Source organism: Amphibacillus sediminis NBRC 103570, assembly GCF_001552275.1.
Lineage (GTDB): Bacteria > Bacillota > Bacilli > Bacillales > Amphibacillaceae > Amphibacillus_B > Amphibacillus_B sediminis.
The window spans coordinates 1-16,359 of the sequence record NZ_BCQW01000039.1 but is presented as its reverse complement, the minus strand read 5'-3'; the positions used below and the strand labels follow the sequence as shown (position 1 = coordinate 16,359).

General features: G+C 36.3%; 15 protein-coding genes. 1 reads left to right on the top strand and 14 read right to left on the bottom strand.

All coding sequences use genetic code 11. From position 1 onward, the window contains the following. The first annotated feature begins 413 nt into the window (after window positions 1–413). Complete coding sequence (locus ASE01S_RS14590) at window positions 414–1,235, top strand: squalene/phytoene synthase family protein (protein WP_067844059.1); 822 nt, start codon at window positions 414–416, stop codon at window positions 1,233–1,235. Between the two features lie 601 nt (window positions 1,236–1,836). Here the strand turns inward: ASE01S_RS14590 and ASE01S_RS14585 are convergent. The 14 genes from ASE01S_RS14585 to ASE01S_RS14520 all read right to left on the bottom strand — a co-directional run bounded on the left by ASE01S_RS14585 (window position 1,837) and on the right by ASE01S_RS14520 (window position 15,968). Further along, window positions 1,837–3,297, bottom strand: a complete 1,461-nt coding sequence (locus tag ASE01S_RS14585) for a protein adenylyltransferase SelO (RefSeq protein WP_067844057.1) — start codon at window positions 3,295–3,297, stop codon at window positions 1,837–1,839. Window positions 3,298–3,720: 423 nt separating this feature from the next. Further along, window positions 3,721–4,263, bottom strand: coding sequence for a hypothetical protein (locus tag ASE01S_RS14580; protein ID WP_067844054.1), 543 nt, complete (start codon window positions 4,261–4,263; stop codon window positions 3,721–3,723). A gap of 379 nt (window positions 4,264–4,642) precedes the next feature. Continuing rightward, a complete protein-coding gene (locus tag ASE01S_RS14575) occupies window positions 4,643–4,975 on the bottom strand; it encodes a hypothetical protein (RefSeq protein WP_217995667.1) in 333 nt (110 codons plus the stop codon). A gap of 187 nt (window positions 4,976–5,162) precedes the next feature. Beyond that, window positions 5,163–5,918 carry an alpha/beta hydrolase family protein gene (locus tag ASE01S_RS14570; protein ID WP_067844049.1) on the bottom strand — a complete coding sequence of 252 codons (756 nt, stop codon included), beginning with the start codon at window positions 5,916–5,918 and terminating at the stop codon, window positions 5,163–5,165. A gap of 886 nt (window positions 5,919–6,804) precedes the next feature. Further along, entirely contained in the window at window positions 6,805–7,122 is a 318-nt protein-coding gene (locus ASE01S_RS14560) for a hypothetical protein (protein ID WP_067844043.1), read from the bottom strand. A 361-nt stretch (window positions 7,123–7,483) separates the two neighbouring features. Further along, a complete protein-coding gene (locus ASE01S_RS14555; protein ID WP_281176914.1) occupies window positions 7,484–8,785 on the bottom strand; it encodes an MATE family efflux transporter in 1,302 nt (433 codons plus the stop codon). A 571-nt stretch (window positions 8,786–9,356) separates the two neighbouring features. Continuing rightward, window positions 9,357–10,319, bottom strand: coding sequence for a tRNA dihydrouridine synthase (locus ASE01S_RS14550; RefSeq protein WP_067844041.1), 963 nt, complete (start codon window positions 10,317–10,319; stop codon window positions 9,357–9,359). A 389-nt stretch (window positions 10,320–10,708) separates the two neighbouring features. After that, on the bottom strand, window positions 10,709–11,482 hold the full coding sequence (gene ant(9) / locus ASE01S_RS14545) for an aminoglycoside nucleotidyltransferase ANT(9) (protein WP_067844038.1): 774 nt from the start codon (window positions 11,480–11,482) through the stop codon (window positions 10,709–10,711). A 95-nt stretch (window positions 11,483–11,577) separates the two neighbouring features. Next, complete coding sequence (locus ASE01S_RS14540; protein ID WP_174520241.1) at window positions 11,578–12,159, bottom strand: GrpB family protein; 582 nt, start codon at window positions 12,157–12,159, stop codon at window positions 11,578–11,580. A 768-nt stretch (window positions 12,160–12,927) separates the two neighbouring features. Then, window positions 12,928–13,239 carry a M23 family metallopeptidase gene (locus ASE01S_RS16290; RefSeq protein ID WP_373277966.1) on the bottom strand — a complete coding sequence of 104 codons (312 nt, stop codon included), beginning with the start codon at window positions 13,237–13,239 and terminating at the stop codon, window positions 12,928–12,930. Between the two features lie 62 nt (window positions 13,240–13,301). Further along, the gene (locus ASE01S_RS16285) at window positions 13,302–13,616 is read right to left on the bottom strand and encodes a hypothetical protein (protein ID WP_245630395.1); all 315 of its coding nucleotides are present in this window, start codon (window positions 13,614–13,616) and stop codon (window positions 13,302–13,304) included. Further along, window positions 13,606–14,241: a TetR/AcrR family transcriptional regulator gene (locus ASE01S_RS14530; RefSeq protein ID WP_067844032.1), complete on the bottom strand. Its 636-nt coding sequence runs from the start codon at window positions 14,239–14,241 to the stop codon at window positions 13,606–13,608. The genes ASE01S_RS16285 and ASE01S_RS14530 overlap by 11 nt, the downstream gene beginning before the upstream one ends. 697 nt (window positions 14,242–14,938) lie before the next feature. Then, window positions 14,939–15,127 carry a hypothetical protein gene (locus tag ASE01S_RS14525; RefSeq protein ID WP_067844029.1) on the bottom strand — a complete coding sequence of 63 codons (189 nt, stop codon included), beginning with the start codon at window positions 15,125–15,127 and terminating at the stop codon, window positions 14,939–14,941. A 472-nt stretch (window positions 15,128–15,599) separates the two neighbouring features. Then, window positions 15,600–15,968 carry a hypothetical protein gene (locus ASE01S_RS14520; RefSeq protein WP_067844026.1) on the bottom strand — a complete coding sequence of 123 codons (369 nt, stop codon included), beginning with the start codon at window positions 15,966–15,968 and terminating at the stop codon, window positions 15,600–15,602. Window positions 15,969–16,359 lie beyond the last annotated feature (391 nt).

Below are 16,359 nucleotides of genomic sequence, written 5' to 3'. Positions count from 1 at the left end.
AGTTGTGTCCATGAAACTATACTAGCATCACACTGTATGCATCGATCATGTCTTATTACTTGCTCTTTAATATACGATCTTGTTAAACTATTATTAATATTTAAACTTTATTCCAATGTTAACCTTTATAAGTAACCTTATAACGACTTACTCAAATAAAGTGAAACTTCGTTCAGTGGGGGGGTCGACGTATAGGATGTGCTCGAGCAGACATTGCGTCACGACGTCGCGAACTTAGTCAGCTTCCTCTCTCTCACTGAACGTTAGTTGAACCAATCGGGCCGTTACTCGCTGTTGGATCTCCCACTTACGTGTTCCCTTATTTCTTGAGGGAGCAGTCTTACAAAAGCCCTTCGATGGGGCGAGTAATCGCAGCTCCAGCCAGTTACACTGCGAAAAAAGGAGGAAAATTATTGGTCAACCCCAATCAGCTCTATCAAGATGCCTTACGCGTACTTAAACAAACCAGTAGAACATTCTATATTCCAATTAGACTTTTAAAACCTAATTTAGAAAAAGCTGTCACTTCTGCTTACTTATCCATGCGTGCTATTGATGAAATAGAAGATCATGTTCAGTTATCACACGATACGAAGGTTTTACTATTGAATCGTATTGGGCGTTTGCTTGAAAGCTCATTTGATCACTCTGCTTACCAGCAATTAATTAAGCCATACATAAGAGATCTACCTGAAGTTACGATTAGACTTGGAGATTGGTTAAGCATTTGTCCTGATGGCATTGTTGAAAGGGTCAAATCAGCCACGCAAACCATGACCAAAGGGATGGCAAAATGGGTAGCAAAGGACTGGGAAATCCGTACCAAAGATGATTTAGATGACTACACCTATTATGTTGCAGGCCTAGTCGGTGTCATGTTATCCGATATTTGGTATTGGCATGATCAAACTGAGGCAGATGTTGAGCTTGCAGTGGGCTTTGGACGAGGCTTACAAGCAGTTAATATTTTGCGCAATCAGCTAGAGGATCAAGCGCGTGGTATTTGTTTTTTTCCTGACGACTGGAAACAGACTGACATGTTTGAGTATGCGAATCATAATCTAATGATAGCTAAGACGTATATCGAAAACATAACTAATCCTAATATTTTAGTATTTTGTAAAATCCCTTTTAGACTGGCCAATCATACCTTGAAAGCTCTAAAGAAAGGGCAAGAAAAATTATCACGTAAAGAAGTTAAAGGCCTTGTTGAGGAAGTCATTAACGAGAGTTGATCTACCGACTACTTAACTGCATTCAAACTGCTTGAAGTATAGAGCTTCCTAAGCACACCAGCGTAACCAATACTAGCTATGGATTAGCCAGCTCGTAGTCTCTACGGTTAAAATCCGCCATTTGTAGATTGGACTCAGCTCGTCTAACCTACTCTTGGTCTTTTTGCCTTCAGTCAGATTGAATATAACGTAGAAGATCTTACCTGAAAGACGCATTTTTACCACAACCTACTTTTTTGCCTAACCACTTTTCCACATAAGTTATATTTCCTTTATGACAAGCAGCAATCAAATCCGCCTTAGCATACTTTTGCCCAGACTTTATCGCGCTTCGCTCGATAAAACTGGGCAACCGCCGGAGACTTAACTTTAGTCAGCCGGAGTTTGTACCTCCACTGAATGGAAGATAAGTAGGCATTCAACTCAAAATTTCTACTGAATAAAGTTAAACAGTTGGAGAATCTATATTCAATCCCTTGTCCAAAGTCCTACCTACTTCTTCTCATCCCTTGAGGTGGGAGTCGTCTTGTCTATTGGAGATAAATCAAAAAGGAAATGCTCCATTAACCGCACTTCCTTAAATAGAATAGAAACCCCAATATTAAGTACCGCAAAAGGTCTGATAGTTACCTTGGTCAGTCGGAGCAGGCATCGCATAACGTTCTTGTTCTTCTGAGTATGCATAGGGGTCTTGCAATGCTGATAAAAATTGTTTAAATGGGACTAAGTTATCTTGTGAGACAGCTTCCTCTAAAACCTGTTCAACTAGATAATTTCGCGGAATAATAGCTGGATTAGACTGTTTCATTTGCTGTAAAATTTGTCCAGAAGATTGGTTTTGTTTTTTCAAACGTAATTTCCAAAGCTTTTCCCAGCGTTTAAAGTCCTCTGTTTCAAACCAATCCTGATCCCGATAATCAGTTAATGTTAATGCTCTAAATGTATGGGTATAATCAGCTTTATGCTTTTCCATGATTTCTAATAGCTGATGAATTAATGCTTCATCCTCTGCTTCGGGTTCTAATATGCCTAACTTACCTCGCATTCCGTTTAACCATTGATCTTGATAACAGTCGGAAAAATAGTATAGTAACGCTTGAAATTGTTTCAGCACTGTATCCTTATCCCCCTCCACTAATGGGAGCAGTGCTTCTGCAAGTCTTGCTAAATTCCAAATCGCAACAGGTTTTTGCTGATTATATGCATAACGCCCATGCCGATCAATTGAACTAAACACGGCAGTAGGCACATATTGATCAATAAATGCGCAAGGACCATAATCAATCGTTTCACCACTTATCGTCATATTATCTGTATTCATAACGCCATGGACAAATCCAACTAAATTCCATTTTGCGATCAGTTTGGCTTGTCGTGTAACTACTTCTTTAAATAGCTCAATGTAACGATTAGGTCTAGTTGCTGCTTCTGGAAAATGGCGTGCTAAACTATAATCTGCTAAAGCTTTAAGCTCATCCAATTCGCTCCATTGCCGCGCATATTGAAATGTTCCAATTCTAAGATGGCTTTCAGCCACGCGTGTAAGGATAGCACCAGGTAAGCTTTGCTCACGGATGACATCTTCTCCCGTTTGTACAACTGCTAGACTTCTTGATGTTGGAATACCTAAACTATTCATGGCTTCACTAATCAAATATTCACGAAGCATAGGTCCGAGTGCTGCACGACCATCACCACCTCGGGAATATGGAGTAACGCCTGCTCCCTTTAGTTGAATATCGACACGTTTTTTCTCTGGTGTGATCTGCTCACCAATTAAGGTAGCGCGTCCATCCCCTAACATGGTAAAATGCCCAAATTGATGTCCTGCGTAAGCTTGGGCAATACTTGCCGATCCATCTGGAAGTTCATTTCCAGATAAAACTGCAATCCCCTCTGGTTGCATCAATTCATCACTTTTTAACCCAAGCTCTTCAGCAAGCTGTCTGTTTAAAATCGTTATCTCTGGTGCAGCAACTTTACCAGGTTGAACCGCTGAATAAAATGTTTTAGGTAAGTCTATATAACTGTTATCAAAATTCCAACCAATTAAATTTACCATTACTTCGCCTCATTCATGTGTTGTTATATTTTAATAAACAAATGTTAATTTATCGCAGTGTAACTGGCTGGGGCTGCGATTACTCGCCCCATCGAAGGGCTTTTGTAAGACTCCAACTTCAAAAAATAAGGGAACACGTCAGTCTAAATGGGAGATCCAACAGCCAGTAACGCCCCAATTGGTTCAACTAACGTTCAGTGAGTGAGGGAGGGAGACTATGTTCGCAACGTCTGCACGAGCACATCCTATGCGTCGAGACCCCCACTAACGAAGCTCCACTTTATTGTTTAACGCTTGATTCATTTTATACATTATCCACTGATATAACAAGATATCTATCTTCTCCACCTATTTTGGCCAAAAAAAGGAGTGGTTTTAAAACCAACTCCTTTTAAGGATAACTCATTGTTTGATTGGATAAATTTACTCCATGTCTTCTGGAAATTTTACCGTCTCAAACACATCGCCTGTTTCGACATTTTGATAATTCACGACTACTTCTACGTCATCGCCTTTTCCTTCATATACCTGATAAATCATTCCAGAAAAACCAACAGACATTACTGCAAAACCATCAAAGCTGTTTTCGAATAGTTCTTGATCAACAATCAGTGTAAATTCCGTAAAATCATCATTATATGTAATATCCTGAATTGACGGAAAGTCTTCATCCTCAACGATTTCTTCAAAACTTGTTTTTAATTCTGCGGCAGTCGTCTCCAATAAATCGTCATGCATCTCTTTTGGCATACTGTAAGTAATAGAGCCGTCATCATTAACCTTGACTTCACCCATTCCTTCTTCATCTGCCTCTGCCTGTAGTTCTTCTTCATCTAGGCTTACGCCTTCATAAAAACTTGCAGGAAATGTTATTTCTACATTACCTTTGTCAGCATTAGATCCACCACAAGCCACTAATGCGACAAGGATAAAACTAAAGCTAATCATTTTTAACATGTGTTTCATCTCTACCCCTCCATTTTTTCAAATACTGCCCCATTATAACAAATAATTTACCAGATGTTATCTATTTCGAGCTTTTTTTTGAAAAAAATTTTTTATTCCAAATTGGACCCTAGTTTAGTCAAGCCAAAAAGGTAATACAAGTACATTTAACTTGTTTATGTATGGAATCTTTGCCATACTTATTTATCTCTATGTGCGAAATGATTAACTGCAAAGCTAAAAGAAACTTTTATTAAGTAGAACACTAGAATTACAAACAGAAACTTAGGTAGAGTGTTAAAGAACATTATTAACCATAAAAGTCCAGACACCATAAAAAACGCGCCAATCGTTCGCTGAGCCGGATGATTAAAATAGTTGTTTACAATAAATGCGCTCATCACTGTATATAAAAATATTCTTGTAAAACTATCGCTAAAATTAATGGTTGGACATGGATTGCTATAAAAATAATTCTGGCTTTGGCACTTTGTTTATATTGATTGTTTGTTGAGAAAGTAAAGTTAGCAATCACACCGCCATTGATATCAATAGCTAATATAAATAGAATAATGATTTGATAGACCTGAAAACCTCGCCATTCGGCATAGGTTCCGATTAAAATCAATAGTGTTGACAATAGCGCAAATGTTAAGGTTAATGATACTTCTACAAAAGTGGATTTTTTTCCAAACAATTCATGGAGGAATTTAGGTACTCTAACTGTTTTCATCATACACCTCTCATTAGTTGTAACTTGTTCATCTACCCCATTTTTGATCTTCAGTTCATAACCATTTACGGACAATAAAACATCCTCTTATCAGAACCTCAACTTTTATGACTGAAGATCACTTCAACATTTACTAATTCCTATTTAATACCTATGTTCTGACACGAATTTTGCAATCCGATTATGATTAACTATTAGACTTAACAAATTCATGTGTCATCATAATGACACGTCTATTTCCAGGCTCTGAAAAACCATGACCTTCTCCTTGAAATATCTCTATTTCCGCATTTGGATAGATCTTAGCAGCCTTCTCACCATACATAAGTGGCACAATTTCATCTTGATCTCCATGAAATATCAAAATATCTTTGTCAAATTTACCAATGTGATTGAATATATCAAAACCATGTATCGTTTCAAAGTATACTCTTCCAAGTGGTACTCCCCATACTTCATGGGTATCCGGTATACTATCCAGTGTTGGAAATACTTCATTCCAGTTATCTGGGATACAAAATGCAGGGAATAGAAGAAGTATTCCTTTTATATCTTCTTTATACTCCTCAGCAACCAATGCTACGACAGCTCTACCTTGACTTCCACCAAACAAGAAAATATGATGACTGTCAATAAGATCCCATTGCTTGATATATTCTATAACCGCACACAAATCCTCTTTTTCTGTAAATAAGGACATCTCAGTTGTGCTGAGGTCACTGTTAGAATTGACTGATCCACCACAAAAATCAAAACAAAAACTAGCTATACCGTTTAATGCTAAATACTCACTATGCATGGCAAAATCTTTATTCGTCCCGTTAAAGCCATGACAGAAGATAACAACTGGACATTTCTTTGTGTTTTCAGGCATGTAAGAGACGCCATAAATCGTTCTACCATGATGTTTAATTTTAACCACTTTTTTATTATATGTCTTCATCCTGTTCCTCCTCTTTTTTCTCTCCTTAAATTGTATGCAAACAGATTCCTGCTTCCTTCAAATTCTTTTTCCATATCTCTAGATGACTTGAATTGCTAGTTAGTAAGGATATGTTTACGACGCTGGCTTGAGCTACAGAATCGTTGAATATACTTTGTCTACATTATCCCAAGGAAAATAAACAACTCGCTAAATTTCCTACCTATGAATTGGAAGATGGATACTATTTTAGCTATAATACCGATGTTGGTGATTATAATGAAATCGAAAAGGTCCATTCATTATTTCTGCAAAGTTGCAGTGAGTTTGGATACGATCCAATTGGTGAAAAAATTGTTATTGAAGATTTGACTACCTTTTCTTTTTCTAAAACAAGAATCCATTTAACTTTACAAACAAAGATCACACACCAGATTGATATAACTAGTTAAGTATATATGTCAACAACTCACGATTAAGGCATGAGTTGTTGACAATCATGATTCAGCTTTTTCCTCTATCGACATTTCAATGATATGAAAAGATCGACAGCATTCCAACCCTTCCCATGTTTTGATAAACATTTACTCATTGGCTTTGCCCTTCTCACTCCTTGAGGCGGGAGTCTTCTCGCTTAGATAAGGCTTAGATAAGTGAAACTTCGTTCAGTTGGGGGGCTCGACGCATAGGATTGCTCGTGTAGACGTCGCGAACTTCGTCAGCTTCCTCTCTCCCCCAACTGAACGTTAGTTGAACCAATTGGGCCGTTACTGGCTGTTGGATCTCCCACTTAGGCATGACGTGTTCCCTTATTTCTTAAAGTGGGAGGCTTACAAAAGCCCTTCGATGGGGCAAGTAATCGCAGCCCCAGCCAGTTACACTGCGACAAATTGCTTAAATACCAGCCTTAGGTTAAGTTTCGTTTTTTCATTTTCAAGTTGAGATAAACAATGATCCAAGATAAGAGAATGGCTAAAAAATATAGTGTGATCAGTACAGGTATACTTGGTTTAAAAACGAAGGTAATCAATAATAGCAGTATTCCTTCTATTAGCCACAATTGACCTGTTTTCAAATTAATATTTGCTTTGTCTCGCTTAATGAAGAAAATCAAGGGATTATTCCATGTACTTTCCTTGAATTTTTGAAATAAATACCCTCCAACGATCAGGATAATACCTGGGGCCGACATAAACATTAACAATAAGATATTGTCTCTATCCACCTGCATGACTCCTTTCCTTTTATCTTCCATAATAAAAGCAAATTTGTTCGGTCAGTTTTGACATATAGCAACAAAGCTGAGATAGTACTATTACTTAATAATCTACAACTCTGTAAATATCTTTAAATGCTCTTTAAAGTAGGGAGTAAATTGGCAGATAAGCAACACCACACCTGCTCTCTAGCCAAATATGTGAAATCAATCGCAATATTAAGCATAGCATAGCTTTTATGGAATCAACAACCTTTTTTGTGTATTTTTTTGTAAGATAATAAGTGAATGATCGTCTTATAATCAACGCATTTCGTCCATTAAAAACAACCTAGTAGTATGATACGCTACTAGGTTGCGAGTTATAATTTTATAATCGCTCCTTAATCGACATGTTTTTAGTGAATTTTGTCATGAACCATATTACAGCTATTGCTACTAAAAATTCGGTAACCGGCATTGCAAACCAAAGTGCATTTTCCCCTAATACCAACGGCAACGTGTAAATCAGAACGCCACTTATAATCAACCCTCTTGCAACAGAAATAAAGAATGCTACTAGTGGTTTTAATATTGACTGGAAGTAATAAGTAGAAAAAATATTAAGAGGTAATAATAGGAACGAAATTCCATAGCTCCTCATAATAAATGGGGCAATCTGATAAATACGATCTGTAGGAACCATAAAAACTCGAATAAATCCGTTAGGGATTGTACATATCATAATTGTACATATCATAATTGTCCATATCAAACTAAAAAAACAGACTGTATAAATTGCATACTTTAATGTACCTTTTATTCTGCTCCATCTTTGAGCGCCAAAATTTATAGAGATAATCGGCTGTGCTGCTTGACCAATACTATATGCACAAGTTTGGACAATAGTGCTAATATTTACAATTACGCCGTAAACTGATAATGCATCTGTACCTAAATATTTTATGATCTGACGGTTAAACAACACAGTCAATATTCCCATAGCGATATCGATGAAGAAGGTAGAAAAGCCTGTTATTGTTATTTGCTTTAGCTTTCCAAACACGTTATGAGATCTTACTAATTTCAGAGAGTTTTTGGATGTAATAAAATGAGACAACATGACCAAGAAAGATATTAACGCACCAAGGACCGTTGCCAAACCAGCCCCCGTAATACCCATGTCTAAAGTAAACACAAAAAAATAATCGCCAAACACATTAAAAATACCACCTAACAGTACGCCAGCAGTAGCTAAAGCTGGGGCGTTATCATTTCTCAAAAATGCTGCAAGCATCTGATTAAACAGAAATAAGGGTACAGCAAATTTAACCGGAAAAAGATATTGCTTAGCCAAAGGCAATAAGGTTTCCTCTGCACCAAAAAACTGTAAAAGCTGTCTATCATAAAAAATAATTACCAGCCAACTAACTACAGCTAAAGTTAATGTACCAATTAACGAAACAGTAAAATATTCATTTTTCCTTCTATAGTCTCCCTTACCTTTTGCAGCACTAAGTAATACAGAACCACCAATCCCCATTAGTAATCCCAGACTGTAAATAACATTCCATATTGGTGCAACTACTGCAAGCGCTGCAGTACCGTTAGGACCCTGATATTGCCCAACCATTGCCATATCTACAACACTATAAATAGAGCTGATTAACGCACTACCGAAGGCTGCACTCAAATACTTGAAATAAACCTTTTTAATTCTGTCTTATAGAAAGTCCATTCTTTCTTCCTCCTAAAAATAAAAAAAGCTGAATAAGAGAAACAAGCATTTCAGCCTGTCCCCTTATCCAGCTCACCATTTCTAAACGAATGGTTCACCCTCCGAGTGAATAAAAATGATTGTAGCAAGTTACAAAAAAAAAGTCAATAATTAAATATAGTAAAAGATATTGTAGCACTGAATGGTGTATAGCTAAAATATAACCTTCCTCATCTCATACGATATTACCTTTCGACTCATTATATAGTTTCCGAGATCTATAATAATAGTAAATATGCAATATCATGAAAATAAGAATGATATACCAACTTAATCCCCTCATCATTGCAAATGGGGTCTCAAATAAATCGAAATTCATTTAACGATTGCAGTTGCTGACAATTTCACATTGAAGTAATCGGGTGAGCTAACTTCTATATCTATAGTGGGGTTACCATTGAGTAAAGCTCCTTGATGATGCCATCACATATAGTGATGACTAATGATGGAATCCGTTTGAATCGATACCATGCCATTAGTCATCTATTTATTCTATTCCGTCAAAATCATCAAGATATGCACGCACTTCATCCGTTGACTTTGTATTCATTAATTGATTTCTTAATTCACTAGCCCCACGAAATCCACGGACATATATCTTAAAGAAGCGATGAAGCGGTGTGAACGGACGTGGCTCTATGTCCGAATATTGATCATGGAGATCTAGGTGTAACCTTAAGAGATCGAGCAATTCCTTACTATTATGATCTTTAGGTTCTTTTTCAAAGGCAAATGGATTTTTAAAAATACCACGCCCAATCATTACCCCATCAACACCATACTGTTCAACCAGCTTCAATCCCATTTGTCGGTCAAGAATATCGCCATTGATTGTCAAAAGTGTATCTGGTGCCACCTGATCTCGAAGTTTCTTAATCTCTGGTATCAGTTCCCAATGTGCATCTACTTTACTCATTTCCTCTCTTGTACGTAGATGAATAGAAAGATTCGCAATGTCTTGTTCCAAAAGATGTGTTAGCCAATCTCGCCATTCATTGAGATCCGTGTAACCAAGCCGTGTCTTCACACTTACGGGTAATCCTCCTGCTTTAGCTGCTTGTATTAAATCTGCTGCTGTTTCAGGACGACAAATTAGGCCACTTCCCTTCCCATGCTCTGCTACATTAGGTACAGGACAGCCCATGTTAATATCAAGACCCTTAAATCCTTGCTTTGCCATACCAATACTCATTTCCCTAAAGTGCTCAGGATTGTCTCCCCATATATGAGCAACGATTGGTTGTTCATCCTCGGTAAAAGTTAAACGTCCACGCACACTTTGCTTCCCTTCAGGATGGCAATAACTATCCGAATTTGTAAACTCAGTAAAAAAAATATCCGGTCTTGCTGCTTCGCTCACTACATGGCGAAAGACAACATCGGTCACATCTTCCATTGGTGCCAGTACAAAAAAGGGTCGTGGTAAATCACGCCAAAAATTATTTATCATATTCAAATTCCTCTCACAATCAGGTATCAAAAAAACTATTCCAAATTTAGCACTAAAATGGCTTTGCTTCTTTTATACTTATACCATGCTTATGCACTTTTTATCAAACGGATTGCAACTTTTAGTTCAGAACTGTTGAAATAGAAAACTAAAGTTTTGTAGCTCTCCTTTTAGTTTATTCTTGCCAACAATACGTCACACTCATCATCGCACAAGTATGATAGCATTGATGTTTTGGTCTGATTTTTAATTCGTTCGTATGAGGAAACATATCAACCGGTTTTTACTATTTTTTAGAAACCAGTATGAGGAAACTATCGAAGCAATCATCGTCAATAAATGAAATGGATATCTCTGAAATATTTAAACTATTCGAATTGAAAATGTGCTTAGATATTAAGAGAAGACTCTATAGATTTTTTCATATATTTAACGAATGATGCTACCTCGGTCTCCATTCCTTCCCAACTATCATTATACTCTCCTAAATAAGCCTTCCTTGCTTTATCAAGTAAAGTGGCATGCTCGTCAGCTAATTGAGGTATTGCCCATTCAGCTGCCAAATCTTTTGATCTTATTTCACCAGTAGAAGCTGTCAGCCACATTCTGGGTAAAGTTAAAATCACATTGCGTTCGTCACCTTTTGCATTCATTATCAAACTAGGTAATGATTCTCTAATCGCTTTTCGTATATCTGTCATTGGTACAGGTTCAAGTACTTCTGTTGCTTTCGGGCCAAAAAGGTTAGTACTATTCTTTCTTAATTGTGCTAAAATTATTGCTAAATCCGGATCATAAGTTGGCGCAGGAATTCCCTTTTCAAACTGATCCCTTAGCCACTCACCATACATAAATTCATATTTGGGAGGAAAATGCCAAGGAACAACATCTTTTTGATTGATGACCGTAACTTCAAGTGGTTTTGTACCATCTATATTTCCTATTTCCCCAGATATAAGCATTAGCCTATCTGAAAGAACTTTTCGAGTTCTTTCAGATAAATTATGATTAGTAACCACCAAAATATCTACATCGCTATCCGTGCGTAAACCTTCCATTACAGCAGAACCGTATAAATATACTGCTACTAACATACCATCAAGCAGTTCCTCTATAATTTTTAATGCTTGAATGGCTTCTTTTGGTATTTCTTTGTTACTCATATTCTCAACTAAGAGCTCCTTCCATCTAAACGCAATATTTAGTACTCCTTTTTAACGCTCTATGCGCTTAATAATATTTTATCGCGATTATAAGATTACCTAGCACCATTTGACCGTTCCATGATTTCCTGTACTATTGATGTTTTGGCATCCGCATAGTGCTGAACATGACGCCACTTACTATTTGCCAAACTTCGCTTGACTTCCGCATATTTGTTCCGATCCATCTCATTGGACCGCAACCAATCACGAAAACGTAACATTTTATCAATCTCTGCTGTGCCCAAACTGAACACATGCAAGTTGATGTCGGTATCGGGTCCTTTGAACAGGCGATGTTCAAACCATTCAGGCTCTCGGATCTGTAATTTGTACCCTGCTGCCTCCATAGCTGGGACATAGGATGGCTCGTTAGCAGAGTCCTTTACAACCAATATCATATCAATGATTGGTTTGGCACACAGCCCTGGCACTGAGGTCGAGCCAACGTGTTCAACCTGCAATGCTTTACTGCCAAGTACTGAATGAATTCGGTTAGCTTCCCGCTCAAACCATTCAGGCCAACTTGGATCGTATTCAACAAGAATGATCGGTGCATTGTGTGGCTTAAGTTCACCAATTGTGTTCTTTTGCAGCTCTTTATCACTCCTTTGCGAGGAGTTATTTTTAAATAGCATCAATCATCGCACTCCTTTTACTGTTTATTGTTGAGGATTCAGACATCTCTCTTGGATTTGTTTATAAACAAACCTTTAGCTTTATATTTATTATTCTACCAAATTAAAAAACTATAACTACAATTCTTGATAAGGCAATTGATTTTATATTCAAAAATTGATAAGTCCTAGGAAGTATTGGATTGGTCAATATCTTAGAAAGAGAAGAAGGGAGCATGAAAATAAAAAGAGAAAAAGGAGATTATTTCCCAGTTTACATATTTTTCAGTAAAACCTGTAGATGACTTATAGACAATTAGTATCGACTCCACCTTATCCCTCTCCTAACTTTTAAGTAATATTAAGGTAAATATTCATTATTATTCCATTATATTATATCTTGTATTGAACCATTAGAAAAGTGAATTATAGCTGCCTTTTGAGTAAATCTATATTTGATTGATAAGCATTGACTATATCGGCAAGCCCTTCAATATAAGCCACTTAATTTAAAAATTGGGGATATTAGTTAAGAATTCCTAGCACAATGGTCGTCTGGATACTGAGATTTGGAGCGGTGACAGTTGGCGAGCGTTCTTGGGAAAAGGACTTGCTTATAAACAAATACAAAATATTTTCCTATAAAATTGAAAGATGAGATAGCACTCATAGACTAGTGTTTCAATCTCTTATACATCAGTTTTATCTCGGATTGTCTGAAAAGTTCACTTGAAATCCATTCAGTTCTTTCAATGATTCACCTCTCTAAGATAGTTTTAGCGTTACTATTTATTTAATAAAACGTATTCTATCAGTGTCAGAGGGCATCTGATTGTACACTCTTTCCCATTTATTATTTCGGTATATTTCGTATTCTTCAAATACACAAGGAATACCTTGAGAATTCGCAATATCATTACTATCCATAAGTTGGAAGTGTAAGTGCGGAAAGCTGGAATTTCCCGAATGACCAACTTTTCCTAATATACTTCCTTTTTTCACTTTATCATTAATATTTACTACAATGGAGTCTTTTTGGAGATGCGCAAACGCCATATACACATTGTTTGAATGTTTAATCACTATATAATTCCCAGCAATTTTTCTAAAATCATCTTTCCTCTCATTAAAAAACAGAGAGTGTTTAATACCTATAAGAGAATCTACCAGTGAGCAATTTTCCTTTCACGATTCCCATCTTCCACAAATACAACCTCACCATCACAAGGGGCATAGATATTCTCTCCCCAGCAATAGCATTTTTTCAAAGGAACACCTAAGAGTAAATATCGTAAAACGGTTATACTGTATGATTTCTTTTGGGGGTCATTCCAGTTTAGTTTCAGGAAGTCAAAAGCATATCGCAACCCCATTCTGTTTGTTCCATGACTAGGAACTTGCTTTGCAGGAGTTGTTGGTGCATGCCATTCCCCCCTTAAAGGAAATTCAATGCTTATTGGATTATATTTATTGGTCATTTTCTACCTCACTTGATTTGTAAAAAACTTTACGGAGTTCATCAAAGTATTCGTCAAGTGACGAAATAATATGTTCGTAGTTTACAGTTTCTGAATGTCTAATATCATCTAATATTTGGTTTGTAAATCCAATATTAGACCAAAGAATAAACTGTTTGCATGTCTCAACATCCAGTCCACTGCGGAACATGGAGGTATCTTTCAAATCGAACATTTGATGATTACATGATAACTGACGATTAGTCTTTCGGTTCGCTAGTGCCTGATTGACTTCATCTGAACTTGTTTCAACGGAAAGTTTATCTAATTCAATAATCCAAGGGTATTCTTTAATCAAATCTATTTGAAGTAGATATGACTGCCGTAATCTATTGAAAATATCCTTATCTGTGAAATCCAACTTTGAATAATATTCTTTATCAAGCAACTCTGTAAAATAATCGTACGTATATAAAAATAAGTCTTGCTTATTGTTTACATAATGGAACATGAGTGCTTTGGAAATTCCAGCTTCTTTGGCAATTACATTTGTCGAAGCATTGTCATAACCGCGAATGCAAAACTCCTTTAAAGCCGAATTTAGTATTGCAATTCTTCTTTTTTCATCTAGTTTAGATATATTCATTTTATTAACTCCCTTCTGGAATAATTTTTATTATTTACTTCTCCTTATACTATTACAAAGACTAAGAACACACATAATAGTCCCTAAAACCGCAGTAACTAAAAATATATTAGCAATTCCTGCTTTTCCATTTAGATTCTTCCTATCTGAGTAAATCATAAATACCAACAATTTGACCTAGTAGGTCAAAAACATTATAACCTCTTTAACCTAACAGGTCAACGCTGAAAAATTTTATTTGCAAATCTCACAGTTCTCAGCTTCTCTATTACTAATTCATTTGTGAGAACTGAGTCACCTAATGAGAAACTAATGGCACATAGAACTTTGCCCGATACATTTAGACCACCATTTTCTAACTCGAAGCCACCACCGCTATCATCTGAATCCGCAAAGTAAAGCATTAGAAAAAAAGTAATAAACTAAAGCACAGAGAAAGTTCCACGCCAAAGACAGCCAGATGTTTTAGCTTCATCTTTTACGCCCTTTGGAGATAGTGGTTTTCTTTTTGTCTGTTTCTTCGTAGTTTGATTCTCTCTAACATTGATTACTTTTGTTAGCGGTGTGGTTCGATTTTGAAATGGCGATTCTTTGGTACTAGCGATGAGGGTGATACAGGTGGTTACCTTACACAAAAAATGCTTGTAATTGGATAAGGCGAGAAAGGACAAAGACAAGATTAAACCTATGTATTCTGTTACCACACACCCGCCATACCAGCAAAGCGAAGTACCATAAACACCTTTTTGTGTATGGGCTGTTGCTTTCTGGCTTGTTTTTCTGGGCTTTCCTTTGATGCTTTATCAATTTTCACTTTCGTACTGTCACTAGTAACATAAGATAGCTCGTAGCTTTTCTTGAAATATTTTTTTATCTTTGTTTTCATAAGTTGGTTCCTTTCTGATTTTTTTAATTTTGGTATTAAAAAAGACGCTCCTTTTACAAAAACGCCTTATTTAAGCGAGTAAATAAATTACTATCTACTCTAATATTTAATTTTTATTTGTTGTGTTCCCATTTACTAGGTCTATAACAGTTGACACATTGATATAGTTCCTAATTAATCTCTTTATTTCATATTTTCCAACACCACTTGTGAATAAAATATGCTTTAAAAAGTCCCTAAAATTAAAGATTTCCAGTCTTAACGTCGTTGTAGCAACGTTATGGTCTCCACATGGACGGAGTTGACAACATTAATGTCTTGAGATGATTTTAGAATCGAAGTATGTGAGAACATATGTCATTTTTTCACTGATTTTCGAGAAAGATTCGTATGGGGGAAAATATCTACAACGATAAACTCTTTTATCTTTCTCGGTTACAGCTGAATGTTAGCACCTTTTGCAGAACTATACTTAATTAACAAAATAGGTGTGGGCTTCTTTGACCAAGGCGTCTTTAGCGGTATTTACAAATTTAACAACATTACAGAAATAGAGAAGACTACCATCTTCAAATAAAAGAGCCCCTTCGCACATAGCACCGTTGCCGTGACTTAGTGCATTTTCGATATTTAGTTCCGTTACGGTAGGTCTCTTTACCAGCTCTTGCGTTAAATCGTCGAATGAAATTACATCTTCTATACCAACAGTCCTCCAAATAAAATCCCCTCGCACGTGCGACTTCACCAAGTTAATGTCTTTTTTAGCAAGAGCAATCGTCAATTCAATAACTCGTTCCATTTTTGGTGCGTTTCCGCAGTGAAACATGACTTCAATTTTCATTAAAAATCTCCTCCGTGTATAGTATAGTGGCATCGTGATGTTTCATACCCATGGTAAACAAAGCTCCCTATGCTCCCATATTTTGAATAATGAAAGGGGATATCCGTTGTAAACCATTTACCATCGTACTAAGATTGTAGTGTACATATTTTTAGTTTATTGATATCTATCATTAAACTATATTAAAGCAAACTATAATTTTATAGAAAACTCATTATAGACTAAACTTTTTACACTCTTATTTATCTACCCTTGACATCAAGACAACGCATTCAACATGTGTTATGTACTTTTTACAGTCACTATACAATAAGGCGACTATAACTACTTAAAGTAAAGGGAAGGTAAAGAAAAGTCTTTAAAACAATGTATAATAGCATACTAAATAAAT